This is a genomic window from Hymenobacter gummosus (assembly GCF_003970915.1).
Taxonomy (GTDB): domain Bacteria; phylum Bacteroidota; class Bacteroidia; order Cytophagales; family Hymenobacteraceae; genus Solirubrum; species Solirubrum gummosum.
This window is the reverse complement of record NZ_RXOF01000020.1, coordinates 48,633-64,502: the sequence shown is the minus strand read 5'-3', so window position 1 is coordinate 64,502 and position 15,870 is coordinate 48,633. Positions and strand designations below refer to the sequence as shown.

Annotated in this window: 11 protein-coding genes; 10 read left to right on the top strand and 1 reads right to left on the bottom strand. The window is 63.9% G+C overall.

Annotation, left to right across the window (positions count from 1 at the left end):
- The first annotated feature begins 9 nt into the window (after positions 1-9).
- From EJV47_RS25150 to ftsZ, 10 genes are all read left to right on the top strand, one after another.
- Positions 10-2,352, top strand: a complete 2,343-nt coding sequence (locus EJV47_RS25150) for a penicillin-binding protein (protein ID WP_126695978.1) — start codon at positions 10-12, stop codon at positions 2,350-2,352.
- Between the two features lie 34 nt (positions 2,353-2,386).
- Entirely contained in the window at positions 2,387-3,871 is a 1,485-nt protein-coding gene (locus EJV47_RS25145; RefSeq protein WP_424322017.1) for a UDP-N-acetylmuramoyl-L-alanyl-D-glutamate--2,6-diaminopimelate ligase, read from the top strand.
- Positions 3,872-4,056: 185 nt separating this feature from the next.
- Positions 4,057-5,277 carry a phospho-N-acetylmuramoyl-pentapeptide-transferase gene (gene mraY / locus EJV47_RS25140; protein ID WP_126695977.1) on the top strand — a complete coding sequence of 407 codons (1,221 nt, stop codon included), beginning with the start codon at positions 4,057-4,059 and terminating at the stop codon, positions 5,275-5,277.
- Positions 5,278-5,383: 106 nt separating this feature from the next.
- Positions 5,384-6,757: a UDP-N-acetylmuramoyl-L-alanine--D-glutamate ligase gene (murD, locus tag EJV47_RS25135; protein WP_126695976.1), complete on the top strand. Its 1,374-nt coding sequence runs from the start codon at positions 5,384-5,386 to the stop codon at positions 6,755-6,757.
- Between the two features lie 91 nt (positions 6,758-6,848).
- Entirely contained in the window at positions 6,849-8,027 is a 1,179-nt protein-coding gene (locus tag EJV47_RS25130; protein ID WP_126695975.1) for an FtsW/RodA/SpoVE family cell cycle protein, read from the top strand.
- A gap of 92 nt (positions 8,028-8,119) precedes the next feature.
- Positions 8,120-9,271, top strand: coding sequence for an undecaprenyldiphospho-muramoylpentapeptide beta-N-acetylglucosaminyltransferase (gene murG / locus EJV47_RS25125; protein ID WP_126695974.1), 1,152 nt, complete (start codon positions 8,120-8,122; stop codon positions 9,269-9,271).
- An 83-nt stretch (positions 9,272-9,354) separates the two neighbouring features.
- Positions 9,355-10,770 carry a UDP-N-acetylmuramate--L-alanine ligase gene (locus EJV47_RS25120; protein WP_126696036.1) on the top strand — a complete coding sequence of 472 codons (1,416 nt, stop codon included), beginning with the start codon at positions 9,355-9,357 and terminating at the stop codon, positions 10,768-10,770.
- A complete protein-coding gene (locus EJV47_RS25115; RefSeq protein WP_243651310.1) occupies positions 10,754-11,518 on the top strand; it encodes a cell division protein FtsQ/DivIB in 765 nt (254 codons plus the stop codon). The genes EJV47_RS25120 and EJV47_RS25115 overlap by 17 nt, the downstream gene beginning before the upstream one ends.
- Positions 11,519-11,601: 83 nt before the next feature.
- Complete coding sequence (gene ftsA / locus EJV47_RS25110) at positions 11,602-12,981, top strand: cell division protein FtsA (protein WP_126695973.1); 1,380 nt, start codon at positions 11,602-11,604, stop codon at positions 12,979-12,981.
- Positions 12,982-13,114: 133 nt separating this feature from the next.
- The gene (ftsZ, locus tag EJV47_RS25105; protein ID WP_126695972.1) at positions 13,115-14,695 is read left to right on the top strand and encodes a cell division protein FtsZ; all 1,581 of its coding nucleotides are present in this window, start codon (positions 13,115-13,117) and stop codon (positions 14,693-14,695) included.
- A gap of 81 nt (positions 14,696-14,776) precedes the next feature.
- Here the strand turns inward: ftsZ and EJV47_RS25100 are convergent, their stop codons facing one another.
- Positions 14,777-15,859, bottom strand: coding sequence for a cytochrome-c peroxidase (locus EJV47_RS25100; protein WP_126695971.1), 1,083 nt, complete (start codon positions 15,857-15,859; stop codon positions 14,777-14,779).
- Positions 15,860-15,870 lie beyond the last annotated feature (11 nt).

The window sequence follows — 15,870 nt, the reverse complement described above, 5'->3', positions numbered from 1 at the left end:
CGCAAGAGGATGAGCAAGCAGCAGGGCAGCGTTAAGAAATCCATCGTTACGCGGGTGCGGCTCGCCTTTCTGGGCGTGCTGCTGTTTTCCAGCGCCATCGTGTGGAAGATTCAGCGCATTCAATACGAGGAGGGCGACAAGTGGCGCTCCTTGGAGCAGCAGCGGCGCATTGTGTACCAGCCGGTGTTTGCCACCCGCGGCAGCATTTTCGCCGCCGACGGGCGCAGCATCATGGCTACCTCGCTGCCCTTCTACCGGGTGGCCTGGGACCCGTCGGTGGTAGGGAAGGAGCTGTTCGACAGCAAGGTCGATTCGCTGGCCATGCTGCTCTCGCGCTTTTTCGGCGACCGAAGCCAGCAGGAGTACCGCCGTCGGCTCAAGAACGCCTACGGGGCCGGTTCGCGCTACATGCGCCTGAACTCCCGGCAAATCAACTTCCAGGAAAAGAAGCTGCTGGCGGCCTGGCCCATCTTCCGGGCCGGCAAGAACAAGGGTGGCGTCATCTTCGAGAAGGTGGACAAGCGCTTCCGCCCCTTCGGCGGGCTGGCCCAGCGCACCATCGGCTTCGTGAACGAAGAGAAGCACGGCGCGGGCTTGGAGTACACCTACAACAAGGAGCTGGCCGGCAAAAACGGGGAGGCCCTGTTTGAGCGTCTGCCCGGCGGCCTGCTCAAGCCCGTGTACGACGGCACCGAAATCAAGCCCCAGGCCGGCCTGGACATCATGACCACCATCGACATCAACCTGCAGGACGTGGCCGAAAACGCCCTGCTGCGCAGCCTGATGGACAACAACGCCCAGTACGGCACGGTGATTCTGATGGAGGTGAAAACCGGCGAAATCAAGGCCGTGGCCAACCTGGGCCGGGTGGCCGACGGGGTGTACCGCGAGGACTACAACTACGCCATTGCCGACCAGGGCCGCACCGAGCCGGGCTCCACCTTCAAGCTGGCCTCGATGATGGCCCTGTTTGAGGACAACCCCGAGCTGGACCTGAACGACACCGTCAACACCGGGCGCACCGGGCAGATGAAGATTGCCGGGGCCGTGAAAACCGACTCGCACCCCTACGGCAAGATTTCGGTGCAGCAGGTGTTTGAGAAGTCCTCCAACATCGGGGTGGCCAAGCTGGTGAACGACCATTTCGCCGGCAAGCCCAGCGAGTACACCGACTACCTGAAGAAGTTCGGGCTGCACCAGCCGCTGGGCTTCCAGATGGCCGGCGAGGCCAAGCCCTACGTGAAGGACCCCTCAGACCGCACCTGGAGCCATACCTCCTTGTCGACGATGAGCATCGGCTACGAGCTGAAGCTGGCCCCGCTGCAGACCCTGGCCTTCTACAACGCGGTGGCCAACGGCGGGGTGAAGATTCAGCCGGTCATCGTGAAGGAAATCCGCCAGGCCGACCAGGTGCTGGAGCACTACGAAACCAAGGTGCTCAACCCCAAAATCTGCTCCGACGCGACGCTGGCCAAGGTGAAGGCCATGATGGAAGGCGTGGTGACCCACGGCACCGCCCGCGGCATCCGCACGCCCGATTTCAGCATTGCCGGCAAGACGGGCACGGCCTGGAAGTTCAAGAACGGCCGCTACACCAAGACCTATTCCACCTCCTTCTGCGGCTACTTCCCGGCCGATAAGCCCAAGTACTCCTGCATCGTGGTGGTGGACTCGCCCAAGAACGGCCGCATCTACGGCGCCGACGTGGCCGCCCCGGTGTTCCGCGAAGTGGCCGACAAAGCCATGGCCCGCGACCAAGCCAGCCAGCGGCCCCTGCTGGCCCGCGCCCCGGTGCGCAAGGCCCGGGTGCCCGCCGCCCACGTGGGCATGCAGGAAGATTTGCAGCTGGTGTGCAGCCGCATCGGCGTGACCAACCAGGCCCAGGGCACCGCCGCCGACGACTGGGTGCGCGCCGATACCCAACGCAGCAGCAAGGCCCTGCAGTGGGCGCCGCTGCTGGTACAGCGCGGCCGCATGCCCAGCGTGGCCGGCCTGAGCCGCCGCGACGCCCTGTACCTGCTCGAAAACCGCGGCCTGCGCGTGCGCACCGTGGGCACCGGCCGGGTGTCGCGCCAGTCCATTGCCGCTGGGCAGCCGGTGAAGCGCGGCAGCAGCGTGATGCTGGAGCTGCGCGACCCGAGCGTGGTGGCCAAAGCCCCGGTGCCGGTGCTGCCCTACGCCCCGCCCAAGCCCACCGTAGCCCCCGAGCCGACGGTGATTCCCGAGCCGGTGTCGCCCACGGGCCAGCCCATTACCCGCCCCGACGAGCTGTTCCCGGGCCAGCGGCGCAACGCCCGCTCCCGGCCCGCCGCGGCCCAGCCCGCCACCCGCCGGGCCAGCCCCCGCGCCTAGTTTCCCTTGTTCCGCCTTTCCCCTCCGCCTAGCCTTGACTTCTCCCGCCTCCTCATACCCGCTTTCTGACCTGCTCCGGGACGTAGCCGTGCGCGCCCAGCACGGCCCGGCCGATGTCGTCGTCAGCAGCCTCACGCTCGACTCGCGGCAGGCGGCCCCCGGCGCGGCCTTCTTCGCCCTGCGCGGCGTGCAGGCCGACGGCCACCAGTTTATTCCGAAAGCCGTGGCCCAGGGTGCGGCCGTGGTGGTGTGCGAAGAAGCGCCGGCCGAGCCGGCCGAGGGCGTGAGCTACGTGCTGGTGCCCGACAGTGCCGAGGCCATGGCCCACATGGCGGCGGCCTTCTACGGCCACCCCAGCAAGCGGCTGAAGCTGGTGGGCGTGACCGGCACCAACGGCAAGACCACCACGGCCACCATGCTGCACAAGCTGTTTTCGGCCCGCGGCTACAAGGCCGGCCTGCTCTCGACGGTGCAGAATCAGATCGGCGAGGAAGTCATTCTGGCCACCCACACCACGCCCGACGCCATCCGGCTCAATGAGCTGCTGGCCCGCATGGTGGCCGCCCGCTGCACCCACGCCTTTATGGAAGTCAGCTCGCACGCCGTGGTGCAGCACCGCGTGACCGGGCTGGCGTTTGCCGGCGGCATCTTCACCAACCTCACCCACGACCACCTCGACTACCACGGCACCTTCGACAACTACTTGAAGGCCAAGAAGGGCTTTTTCGACATGCTGCCGGCCGCGGCCTTTGCCCTCACCAACGCCGACGACAAGCGGGGCATGGTGATGCTGCAAAACACCAAGGCCCGCAAGGCCACCTACTCCCTGCGCGGGGCCGCCGACGTGCGCGGCCGCCTCATCGACAACAGCGTGGAGGGCCTGCAGCTCGAAGTCGACGGCCACGAGGTGCAGTTCCGCCTGATCGGGGTGTTCAACGCCTACAACCTGCTGGCCGTGTACGGGGCCGCCGTGCTGCTGGGCGAGGACTCGGAGGAGACGCTCACGGTGCTATCGGGGCTGACCTCGGCGCCCGGGCGCTTCGAGCCGGTGGTGTCGCCGCGCAAGCGGGTGGTGGGCATCGTCGACTACGCTCACACGCCCGACGCGCTGGAAAACGTGCTGCAGACCATTGCCGACATCCGCCGGCCCGAGCAGGCCGTCATTACGGTGGTGGGCTGCGGCGGCAACCGCGACGGGGCCAAGCGCCCTATCATGGCCGACCTGGCCTGCCGCCTGTCCGACCGCGCCGTGCTGACCTCCGACAACCCCCGCTACGAAGACCCGCAGGTAATTCTGGACCAGATGCAGGCCGGCGTGCGCCCCAGTGACGCCAGCAAGTACCTCACCGTGCTCGACCGGCGCGAAGCCATCAAAACCGCCTGCGCCCTGGCCCGCCCCGGCGACATCGTGCTGGTGGCCGGCAAAGGCCACGAAACCTACCAGGAAATCCAGGGCCAGCGCACCGCTTTCGACGATAGGGAAGTGCTGCAGGAAGCCTACGAGCTGCTGAGCTTGTAGCGCGGGCTTGAGCCCGCGTGTGCCCGATAGTAACCTCAAAGGATTGGAAATTACTATCGGACGGACGCGGGCTAAAGCCCGCGCTACACCAAAATCACCGCAAACGCAACGTTTGACCACTGCCGAAAAAGCCGAAAATTTGCGGCTTCCTGGCGCCTGAACCGGCGCCGCACCAGCCCTGACCGATGCTCTACTACCTCTTCGACTTTTTGCACCGCCATTACAACGTGCCCGGCACGGGGGTATTCCAGTACACCTCGTTCCGCGCGGCCATGGCCGTGGTTACGTCGCTGATTATTGCCCAGCTGTTCGGCAAGCAGCTCATTGCCGTGCTGCGCCGCAAGCAGATCGGGGAAACGGTGCGCGACCTGGGCCTGCAGGGGCAGCTGGAAAAGAAGGGCACCCCCACCATGGGCGGCCTTATCATCCTGCTGGCCATCCTGGTGCCCACGCTGCTCTTCGCCAAGCTCGACAACATCTACGTCATCCTGATGCTGCTCAGCACCGTGTGGCTGGGCCTCATTGGCTTCGTGGATGACTACATCAAGGTGGTGAAGAAGGACAAGGAGGGCCTGGCCGGGCGCTTCAAGATGCTGGGCCAGCTGGGCCTGGGCCTGACGGTGGGCTGGGTGCTTTTTTTCAGCCACGACGTGACGGTGCGCCAGTACCTGCTGCCCACCGGCCAGCTCTCGGCCGTCGACGCCAGCACGGTGTACCAGGACGTGAAGCTGATGATTACCACTATCCCCTTCGCCAAGAACAACGAGCTGAACTACGGCGACCTGTTTGCCACGGCCGGGGACTTTTTCAACGAGTACTACGCCTTCTTCTACATTCCCATCGTGATTTTCATCATCACGGCGGTGTCGAACGGGGCCAACATCACCGACGGCCTCGACGGGCTGGCGGCCGGTACCTCGGCCATCATCGGCACCACGCTGGGCATCTTCGCCTTCGTGTCGGGTAACGCCGTGCTGGCCGACTACCTCGACATCATGTTCATTCCGAACGTGGGCGAGCTGACCATCTTCTGTACCGCCTTCGTGGGGGCTTGCGTGGGCTTCCTCTGGTACAATAGCTACCCGGCGCAGGTGTTCATGGGCGACACCGGCTCCCTGGCCATCGGCGGCATCATCGCGGTCCTTTCGCTCATCGTGCGCAAGGAGCTGCTGATTCCGGTGCTCTGCGGCATTTTCCTGGTGGAGAACCTCTCGGTGATTCTGCAGGTGAGCTACTTCAAGTACACCAAGAAAAAGTACGGCGAAGGCCGCCGCCTGCTGCGCATGTCGCCGCTGCACCACCACTACCAGAAGCTGGGCTACCACGAGTCCAAAATCGTGTCGCGCTTCTGGATTGTGGGCATCATGCTGGCCGTGCTGACCCTTGTGACCCTCAAACTACGCTAATGGCATTTCTCGCAGAGGTACGCCGAGGTTTACGCGGAGGCTCGCTGAGCTCTGCGGACCTCTGCGTGCTCTTCTGCGAGCCTCTGCGAGAAACCCAATCAGAACAATGGCCAAGATTGTAATCCTCGGTTCGGGCGAAAGTGGGGTAGGGGCCGCGCTGCTGGCGCAGGCCAAAGGCCACGCCGTGTTCGTGTCGGACGGTGGCGCGCTCAAGCCCGTTTATAAGGAGAAGCTCGATAAAGCCGGCATCCGCTACGAGGAAGGCCAGCACACGCTGGACGAAATTCTGAGCGCCGACGAAATCGTGAAAAGCCCGGGCATCCCGGAAAAAGCTCCGGTAATGCAGGCCGTGCGCGAGCGGGGCATCCGGGTCATATCGGAAATCGACCTGGCCAGCCGCTACACCAAGGCCCGCAGCATCGGCATCACCGGCACCAACGGCAAGACCACCACCACGCTGCTGACCTACCACTTGCTCAAGGAAGCGGGCTACAACGTGGGTTTGGCCGGCAACATCGGCCACTCGTTCGCCGAGCAGGTTATCGAGGATACCTTCGACTGGTTTGTGCTGGAGCTGAGCTCCTTCCAGCTCGACGACACCTACGACTACACGCCCACCGTGGCCGTGCTGCTCAATATTACGCCCGACCACCTCGACCGGTACCACTACAGCATCGAGGAGTACGCCCAGGCCAAGCTGCGCATCACCCGCAACTTGGACAGCAGCTCCTACTTCGTGTACAACGCCGACGACAGGCTGATTCAGCAGGAATACCAGTCGGTGTTCGTGGATACCAACGATTTGCCCTTCAGCCTGCACCAGCGCCCCGACGTGCACTGCGCCGCCCGCTACCGCTCCGAAACCACCCTGCGCCTCGACGTGCCGCAGGTGCAGGACGACGGCCCGGAGGACGTGAGCATTGCCCGCTCGCCGCTTATCGGGCTGCACAACCGCCAGAACATGGCCGCCGCCGTGCTGGCCGCCCGCGTGGCCGGTTTGTCGCCGGCGCAGATTGAGGCTGGCCTGCCCACCTTCAGCAACGCCGAGCACCGTCTGCAGCCGGTGGGTGAAATCGGCGGCGCGCAGTTCATCAACGACTCAAAGGCTACCAACGTGGAAGCCGCCTGGTACGCCCTCGACGGCGTGAAGGCCCCGCTGATCTGGATTGCCGGCGGCACTGATAAAGGCAACGACTACTCCACGCTGGTGCCGCTGGCCCGGGAAAAAGTGAAGGCCCTAATTTGCCTCGGTGTCGACAACGCCAAGCTGCGCGCCGCCTTCGATGGCGTGGTGCCGCTGGTGGAAGAAACCCAGGACGTGCGCCAGGCCGTGCGCCGCGCCGCCGCGCTGGCCCAGCCCGGCGACGTGGTGCTCCTCTCACCCGCCTGCGCCTCCTTCGACCTGTTCAAGAACTACGAGGACCGCGGCCGGCAATTCGCCCAGGCGGTACAGGAAGAGGGTGCGAGGGTAGGAGGGTAAGAGGGCATGAGTTAAATCAGGCTTTCTAGACTTCCTATTCATTCTAAACCCTCCTACACTCTTACCCTCACACCCTCATACCCTTTCACTGATGGAACCCGTCAAAAACTGGCTGCAGCGCAATCTGAAGGGCGACCCGGTGCTCTGGGGCATCGTGATTGTGTTTTCGCTCATCAGCATGGCGGTGGTGTACTCGGCCACCGGCACGCTGGCGTATAAGAAGGACCGGTACACCGAGTACTTCCTGTTCAAGCACACCGGGCTGATTTTCGTCGGACTGTTCTTTGCCTGGCTGGCCCACCGCATCGACTACCGCCACTACTCGCGCCTCTCGCTCTACGCCCTGCTGATTTCGGTGCCGCTGCTGCTGTTTACCTACTTCTTCGGGGGCACCACCGTGAACGAGGCCTCGCGCTGGCTCACCATTCCGGTGATTAACCAGACCTTCCAGCCCTCCGACTTGGCCAAGCTGGCGCTGATTTCGCACCTGGCCAGCATGCTCAGCCGGCGGCAGCAGTACATCCAGAACTTCAAGACCACCCTGCTGCCCGTCATGCTCTGGGTGGGGCTGATTTGCGGCATCATCGTGATGTCGAATGCCTCCACGGCCCTGCTGCTGTTCTTCACCTGCCTGCTGCTGATGTTTATCGGCCGGGTGCCGCTCAAGCAGATGCTCATCATGGTGCTGATTGGCACCGTGGTCGGGGGCATCGGCCTGGCTACGGGGCAGCGGAAAAAGACCTTCGTGTCGCGGATCGAGAAGTTTACCGACAAGAGCCAGCCGCTGCCGTTCCAGCTGGAGCACTCCATGATTGCCATTGCGGGCGGCGGGCCGCTGGGCAAGGGCCCCGGCAACAGCACCGAGCGCAACATCCTGCCGCACCCGTACTCCGACTTCATCTACGCCATCATCATCGAGGAATACGGCATGGCCGGCGGCATCGCGGTGCTGTTCCTCTACCTGGCCTTCCTCTACCGCGGCCTGCTGACGGTAATGCGAAGTTACGGCGCCTTCGGGGGCCTGCTCTCGGCGGGCCTGAGTTTTAGTCTGGTCTTGCAGGCCATGGTGAACATGGGCGTGGCCGTGGGCCTGGGGCCGGTAACGGGCCTGCCCCTGCCCATGCTCAGCATGGGCGGCACCTCCCTGATTTTCACCGGTATCAGCATCGGCATCATTCTCAGCGTGAGCCGCGGCGAGCGGGAAATCCGCCCCATGGTGGGCGAGCCGGAAGACGAAGCGCGCATTCCCAAACAAACGGCGCTGGCCTGATAAGGATGAGTGGATTAGCGGATGAGTAAATGAGCAGATCATTTTTTCATCCACTCATCTACTCACTTGCTCATCTACTCATCAAAAAATAAATGCCCGAATCGGCCCTCCATATCGAGCCTAATCCCAACGCTTCCTGCCGCGTCATCATCAGCGGCGGGGGCACGGGCGGGCACATTTTTCCGGCCGTGGCCATTGCCAACGAGCTGAAGCGCCGCCGCCCCGACGCCGACATCCTGTTTGTGGGGGCCAACGGCCGCATGGAAATGACCCGGGTGCCCGAGGCCGGCTACCGCATCGTGGGCCTGAACATCAGCGGGCTGCAGCGCCGCCTGACGCCCGAGAACCTGCTCTTCCCGCTGAAAGTGTTCCAGTCGGTACGCAAGGCGGGCAAGCTGGTGGAGCAGTTCCGCCCCGACGCCGTAGTGGGCGTGGGCGGCTACGCCTCGGCGCCGGTGCTGCTGGCCGCCACCTCCCGCGCCGTGCCCGCCCTCATCCAGGAGCAGAACTCCTACGCCGGCCTGGTAAACAAGCTGCTGGCCCGCCGCGTCGATAAAATTTGCGTGGCCTACGAGGGTATGGAGCAGTTTTTCCCCCAGGAGCGGCTGGTGCTGACCGGTAACCCCGTGCGCAGCGAAATTGCCGGCGGCAGCCGCGAAGAAGCCCTGCGGTTCTTCGGCCTCGACCCCGCTAAACCCGTGCTGCTGGTTATCGGCGGCAGCCTCGGGGCCCGCACTCTGAACCAGGCCACCGCCGCCGCCCTGCCGCGCCTGCAAGAGGCCGGCGTGCAGTTGCTCTGGCAAACGGGCAAACTGTACTTTCCCACGGCCGAGCAGCAGGCCGCTGATTACAAGGCCGCCGGCCTGCACGCGCTGGAGTTTATCAAGCGCATGGACCTGGCCTACGCCGCGGCCGACGTGGTCATCAGCCGCGCCGGCGCCCTGTCGGTTTCCGAGCTGTGCCTGACGGCCAAGCCCTGCGTGCTGGTGCCCTCGCCCAACGTGGCCGAAGACCACCAGACCAAAAACGCCCGCGCCCTGTCCACGCGGAACGCCGCTCTGCTTGTCACCGACGCCGAAGCTCCGGCCCAGCTCTACGACGTGGCCCTGGATTTGCTACGCGACCCGGCCCGGCAGGCCGAGCTGCGCCGCAACATTCAGCCCCTGGCCCGCCCCGCCGCCACCAGCACCATCGTCGACGAGCTGGAAGCCCTCATTGACCGCCGAAAGTCCCGGAATTCTTAATTTTTTAATTCTCAATTTTTAATTCCGTGAACCCCGTCGCCCAGTTTCCCTACGTCTACTTCCTCGGCATCGGCGGCATTGGTATGTCGGCGCTGGCGCGCTGGTTCCGGGCCAACGGCCACCAGGTCTGGGGCTACGACAAAACGCGCACCCCGCTCACCGAAGCGCTGAGCCAGGAAGGCATCCTGATTCACTACGACGACGCCCCGGAGCATCTGCCGGCCGAAGTGCGCGCGCATAAGGAGCAGACGCTGGTGGTGCTGACGCCCGCCATTCCCAAAAACCATCAGGAGTGGGCCTGGCTGCGGGAGCAGGGTTACGACATCCGCAAGCGTAGCCAGGTGCTGGGCCTGCTCACGGCCGGCCGCCGCACCGTGGCCGTAGCCGGCACCCACGGCAAAACCACCACCAGCAGCATGGTAGCCCACCTGCTGCACCACGCCGGCGTGCCCGCCGGAGCCTTCCTAGGCGGCATCAGCGTCAACCTGGGCTCCAACTTGCTGCTGCTCCCGTCGGAAGAGCAGTTGGCCGCTGCCAACTCGCAGCTGACAACTGCCCAGGTGCCCATCGTGGTCGAAGCCGACGAGTACGACCGCAGCTTCCTGACCCTGCACCCCGACGTGGCCATCATCACCAGCACCGACGCCGACCACCTCGATATTTATGGCGACAAGGACGCGCTGGTGCAGTCCTTCCGCGACTTTGCCGGTCAGATCAAGCCCGGCGGCACCCTGCTGCTGAACCACACCGCCGACGCCAGCGTGGCCGCCGCGGTGCAGCCCGGCGTGCGGGTGCTGCGCTACGGCCTGAGCGCCGAGCAGGGCCCCGATTTGCACCCTGCCGACGTGCACGCCCACGGCCACACCTTCCGCTTCGAGCTGGTGGCGCCGGGTATGGATGACGCCCATGTGCCAGGCCTGGAGCTGCCCGTGCCCGGCTTTCACAACGTGGAAAACATGCTGGCCGCCGCTGCCGCCGCCCACTTGGTCGGCCTGAGCTGGGAGCAACTACCCGCCGCCGTGGCGGCTTACAAAGGAGTCAACCGCCGCTTTGAGTTCGTGGTGACGCAAGGGGAGGAGCGGGCCTATCTGGACGACTACGCCCACCACCCGCGCGAAATCGAGGCATTTCTGCGCTCGGTGCGGGCCTTGTACCCCGGGCGGAAGCTGCGCGTCATCTTCCAGCCCCACCTGTTCACCCGCACCCGCGACTTCGCCGAGGGCTTTGCCCAGAGCCTGAGCCTAGCCGACGAAGTGCTGCTGCTACCGATTTACCCGGCCCGGGAGCTGCCCATCGAGGGCGTCACCTCCGACATCATCTTCGATAAGCTGACGAGCCCGCGCAAGGCCCTGCTGTCAAAGGAGCAGGTGATTCAGACTGAGCGGTACGCCGACGACGAGTTCGAAGTCATTGCCACGGTGGGCGCGGGCGACATTGATCAGCTGGTGCCGGAATTGAAAAAAATCTTGCGGAATAAGTGGTATGGCGCTGAAGCGTAAGGCAAAAAATGTACTTTTCGGTATTGGCTGTCTGCTGCTGCTGACGGCCCTGTCGGTCTTTGCCTCCGTGCGCCAGGCCTCGCGGCCGGTGGGCGCGGTCATTGTCACCATCAGCAACGAGTTCAACAACTTCTTCATCAGCGAACAGCAAGTGACGGCCCTGCTCACCCGCAACGGCAACCAGCAGCTGCGCGGCGCCGCCCCGCAGGACCTCGACTTGCGCGCCCTGGAAGCCCGCATCAAGACGCATCCCTTCGTGAAAGACGCGCAGGTGTACCGCGACCTGGGCGGCAACCTGCACGCCGACGTGCGCCAGAACCGACCCATTGCCCGCCTCGTGCACCCCGAGGCGGCCCAGGACAAATACCTCGACGCCGACGGGCAACCGCTGCCCTTGTCCTCGTTGTATTCGGCCCGCGTAGTGCCTATTGCCCGAGTAGGAGGGAGCCCATTGAACGCTCAATTTTTCCAAGATTCTGCCGGCACGCGGTATCTTGAATTTTTGCGCTACGTAGATGAGCATCCATTCTGGCGGGCTCAGGTTGCTGAAGTATTTTTGTCCCCGAATGGGAAAATAATTTTCACCCAGCAGGTAGGCGACCAGCGGGTAGAATTTGGTTATCCGGAGAATATTCCGGAAAAATTTGCCAAACTAATGGTATTTTACCGCCAAATTCCGCCAGCTTTAGGTTGGGACACCTACCACCGCGTCAATGTGGAATTCCAGAACCAAATAATTTGCGAATAGCCCCCGCGTTTAATCACGCTGGGTTTCTGCGTTTTCTGCCCTAGCTGCTTCCCCGAACACCTCTCCACGCCCTGCCTCGCGCCATGCAACAAGATAAAATCGTCGTCGGCCTCGACATTGGTACCACCAAAATCTGCGCCTTGGTGGGCCGCAAAAATGAATTCGGCAAACTGGAAATTCTCGGCATGGGCAAAGCCGTGTCGGAAGGTGTCGTGCGCGGTATCGTGTCGAATATCGACAAGACTGTGGACGCCATTAAGCGCGCTATCCGCCAGGCCGAGGAACAGTCGGGAATTAATATTGGCATTGTCAACGTGGGCATTGCCGGCCAGCACATCAAGTCGCTGCAGCACAACGGCTCGATTACCCGCGCTTCGCAGGATTCGGAAATTACCCAGGACGACGTCATGCGCCTCACCAACGACATGTACCGTCTGGTGACGCCGCCCGGCTCCGAAATCATCCACGTAATGCCCCAGGACTACAAGGTGGATTACGAGGAGGGCATCATGGACCCGGTGGGCATGTCGGGCGTGCGCCTGGAGGGCAATTTCCACATCATCACCGCCCAGAGCACGGCCATCAACAACATCAACAAGTGCGTGACCAAGGCCGGCCTGGAAATCGACAACCTGATTCTGGAGCCGCTGGCGTCCAGCATGTCGGTGCTGTCGGACGAGGAGAAGGAGGCCGGCGTCGCGCTGATTGACATCGGGGGCGGCACCACCGACCTGGCCATCTTCAAGGACGGCATTATCCGCCACGCGGCGGTACTTCCTTTCGGCGGCAACATCATCACTTCGGATATCAAGCAGGGCTGCATGGTGATGCAGAACCAGGCTGAGCAGCTCAAGGTGAAGTTCGGCAAGGCTATTGCCGAGGAAGCCTCCGAGTACGAAATCGTGAGCATCCCCGGCCTGCGCGACCGGGCGCCCAAGGAAATCAGCCTGAAGAACCTGGCCTACATCATCGAGGCCCGCATGGAGGAAATTCTGGAGCTGGTATACGCCGAAATTCAGCGCACCGGCTTCGAGAAGGGCCTGGCCGCCGGCATCGTGCTGACGGGCGGTGGCTCGCAGCTGCAGAACCTGGTGCAGCTCACCGAGTACATCACCGGCATGGACACCCGCATCGGCTACCCCAACGAGCACCTGGGCAAGTCGCGCATCGAGGCGGTGAAGTCGCCGATGTACGCTACCACGGTGGGCCTGGTGCTGTCGGGTTACCGCTCCCTGGATGACCGCGGCGGCCGCCAGCAGTACGACGAGTACACCATGACCCGCCCCCACGAGGCGCCGGTGCGGCAGAACACCCAGCCGGCCAACAGCCAGCCGGCGCAGCCGCAACAGCCCGCCAAGCCCGAGCAGCCCAAGCAGCCGAGCAAGGCCGCCGGCTTCTTCCGCGACATTCTGAGCCGTACCAAAGGCCTGCTCATCGACGATTTCGACGATAAACAGTACTAAATGGCTAAATTGTCAAATGGTTAAATGGTTGGACGTTCAAGCACCGCAAGTCAGCTTCCGAACTCCCAGCCATTTAACCATTTGCCACGTCAAGCCCCGGCCACTTTCTCCAGCCATCTGACTTCCCCGCCATATGGATTTTAAATTTGATATCACGCCCCAGAGCAAGTCCATCATCAAGGTGATTGGCGTGGGTGGCGGCGGCTCCAACGCCGTCAACCACATGTTCGCGCAGGGCATCAAGGACGTGGAATTCGTCATCTGCAATACCGACAAACAGGCGTTGCAGAGCTCTTCCGTGCCCAATAGACTGCAAATTGGCGTCGACCTGACCGAAGGCCTGGGCGCGGGTGCCAACCCCGAGCGCGGCAAGCAGGCCGCCATCGAAAGCCGGGAGCAGATCCGCGAATTGCTCAGCAATGGCACCAAGATGGTGTTCATCACCGCCGGCATGGGCGGGGGCACCGGTACCGGGGCCGCCCCGGTTATTGCCAAGGTGGCCAAGGAGCTGGGCATTCTGACGGTCGGCATCGTGACGGCGCCCTTCCTGTTTGAGGGTCGCAAGAAGCGTCAGCAGGCCGAAATGGGCATCCGCGACCTGAGCGACAACTGCGACACGGTGCTGGTCATCCTCAACGACCGCCTGCGCGAGATGTTCGGCAACCTGCCCATCCGCTCGGCTTTCGCCAAAGCCGACAACGTGCTGAGCACCGCCGCCAAGTCCATCGCCGAAATCATCACCGTGACGGCCGACGTGAACGTGGACTTTGAAGACGTGAAAACCGTCATGAAGGACTCGGGCGCGGCCGTAATGGGCTCGAGTATTACGGAGGGCGAAAACCGCGCCCGCCGTGCTGCCGAGGAGGCCCTGGCTTCGCCGCTGCTGAACAACACCGACATCCACGGCGCGCAGAAGATTCTGCTCAGCATCATGTCGGGCGACCAGGCCGAGCTGGAAATGGACGAGCTGACGGAAATCACCGAGTACATTCAGGCTAAAGCCGGCCAGGATGCGGAGGTGATTTTCGGCCACGGCATCGACAGCACGCTGGGCCAGAGCATCCGGGTGACGGTTATTGCTACCGGCTTCGCCCGCGACACGCACAGCATTTCCATTATGGGGGGCCTGCGCGACCCGGAGCCGGCCAAGCCGGAAGTAGCGGCCGTAGTAGCCGATCCGCAGATTAACCTGTTCGACAAGGACCGCCACGACCCGGCCGTAGTGCGCCCGACGGTAGCCGCGGCCCCGGTGGTGGTGCCCCCGGCCCCGGTGCCGGCCCCCGTCGCCAGCGCCGACTACCCGCCCGTGCAGCCCACGCAGCCCGAGCCCCCGCAGGCCCGCTTCGACCTGGAGCAGTCTCCGTCGCCCTTCGTGCCGCCGGTGGTGTACCCTGCGCCCTCGGCGCCGGAACCGCTGCAGGCCGTGCAGCAGCAGCCGGCCGCGCCCGTAGCGCCGGAGGCACCGCAGGTCCAGCCAGTGCGCCCGTCGTTGGATGCACGGGCCGAGGAGCGCCGCCGCCGGCTGATGGAGCTGAGCAACGGCGTATCGAACGAGGCCATCAAGGAGCAGCTGGAAGTGCCGGCCTACCTGCGCCGGCAGGTGAAGCTGGAGCAGGTGCAGCCCTCCTCGGAGCGCAACATCTCGCGCTTCAACCTCTCCGACGACAACGAACTGCTCGGCGACAACCGCTTCCTGCACGACAACGTGGACTAAGCAAGCGGCCCAAGCCCCTCAACGCCAAAGCCCCGCTCAGTAGCTCTGAGTGGGGCTTTTGCGTTGAGGGGCTTGTCGGCACTACGGGCGCGGCTCCGAGAAGCGCGGGTCCTTGGTAAAGGTGGTGTCGGTGAGCGTGTGCAGGAAGGCAATGATGCGCCGCTTTTCCACGGCCGTCAGGCTGACAGGCGTGCCCAGCTGCGGGTCCAGGTTGGGGCTGTTCAGCTGCACATGGTCGCTGTAATGGTCGAGCACCTGCTCCAGGTTTTGAAAGCGGCCGTCGTGCATATAGGGCGCGGTCAGGGCCACGTTGCGCAGGGAAGGGGCTTTGAAAGTGCCCATATCGATGGTCTGGCCGGTGATACCGCCGCGGCCGCGGTCGGTGAAGGGGCCGGGGTCGAGGCCGTTGTTGAAGAAGGTGTGGCGCGGGCCGGCAAACTGCGCGCCTTCTACTGTGTGGCAATGCTCGCACTCGGCGCTGCGGGTGCTGTTGTGGCGGAACAGGTTGAGGCCCAGCACTTCTTCCTGCGTCAGCACGGTCTCACCGCGGCGCCACTTGTCGAACTTGGAATCCGAGGAAACCAGGGTCCGCTCAAACTGCGCCAGCGCTTTCAGGATGCCCGCCTCGGTGATGGTGGACGAGCCGAATGCCTTGCCGAAAAGCTGCGGGTACTTGCTGATCTTCTCTAGCTTGGTCACGCTGGCGGCCAGCGTCTGGTGCATCTCGATGGGGTTTTCAATCGGTACCCGGGCCTGCTGCTCCAACTCGGTGTTGGCCCCGTCCCAGGTGAAGTCGGCCTGCCAGGCCAGGTTGGCCAGCGACATGGTGTTGCGCGTGTGCTGCTGGTTATTCACGCCCAGCGCCCGGGCGCGGCCGTCGGTAAAGGCCTTGCTCTGCTGGTGGCAGCTGCCGCACGACACGGTGCCATCGATGGAAAGCTGCTTCTCATAGAACAGCTCCCGGCCCAGGGCCACGCCTTCCTCGGTGAGCGGGTTGTCGGCCGGCATGGGCTGCAGGGCCGGCCAGCCGGCAGGGCGGGGCAGCGTCAGCGGCGTGGGGTCGCCAAAGGCTTCCGCCACGTCCTTGTCGGGTTTGCAGCCCAGCAGCAGCAGGCTGAGCGGTAAGACGGGCCAGAAGCGGCGGAGCGTAGAAGTCGACAACACAGACAGGCTGA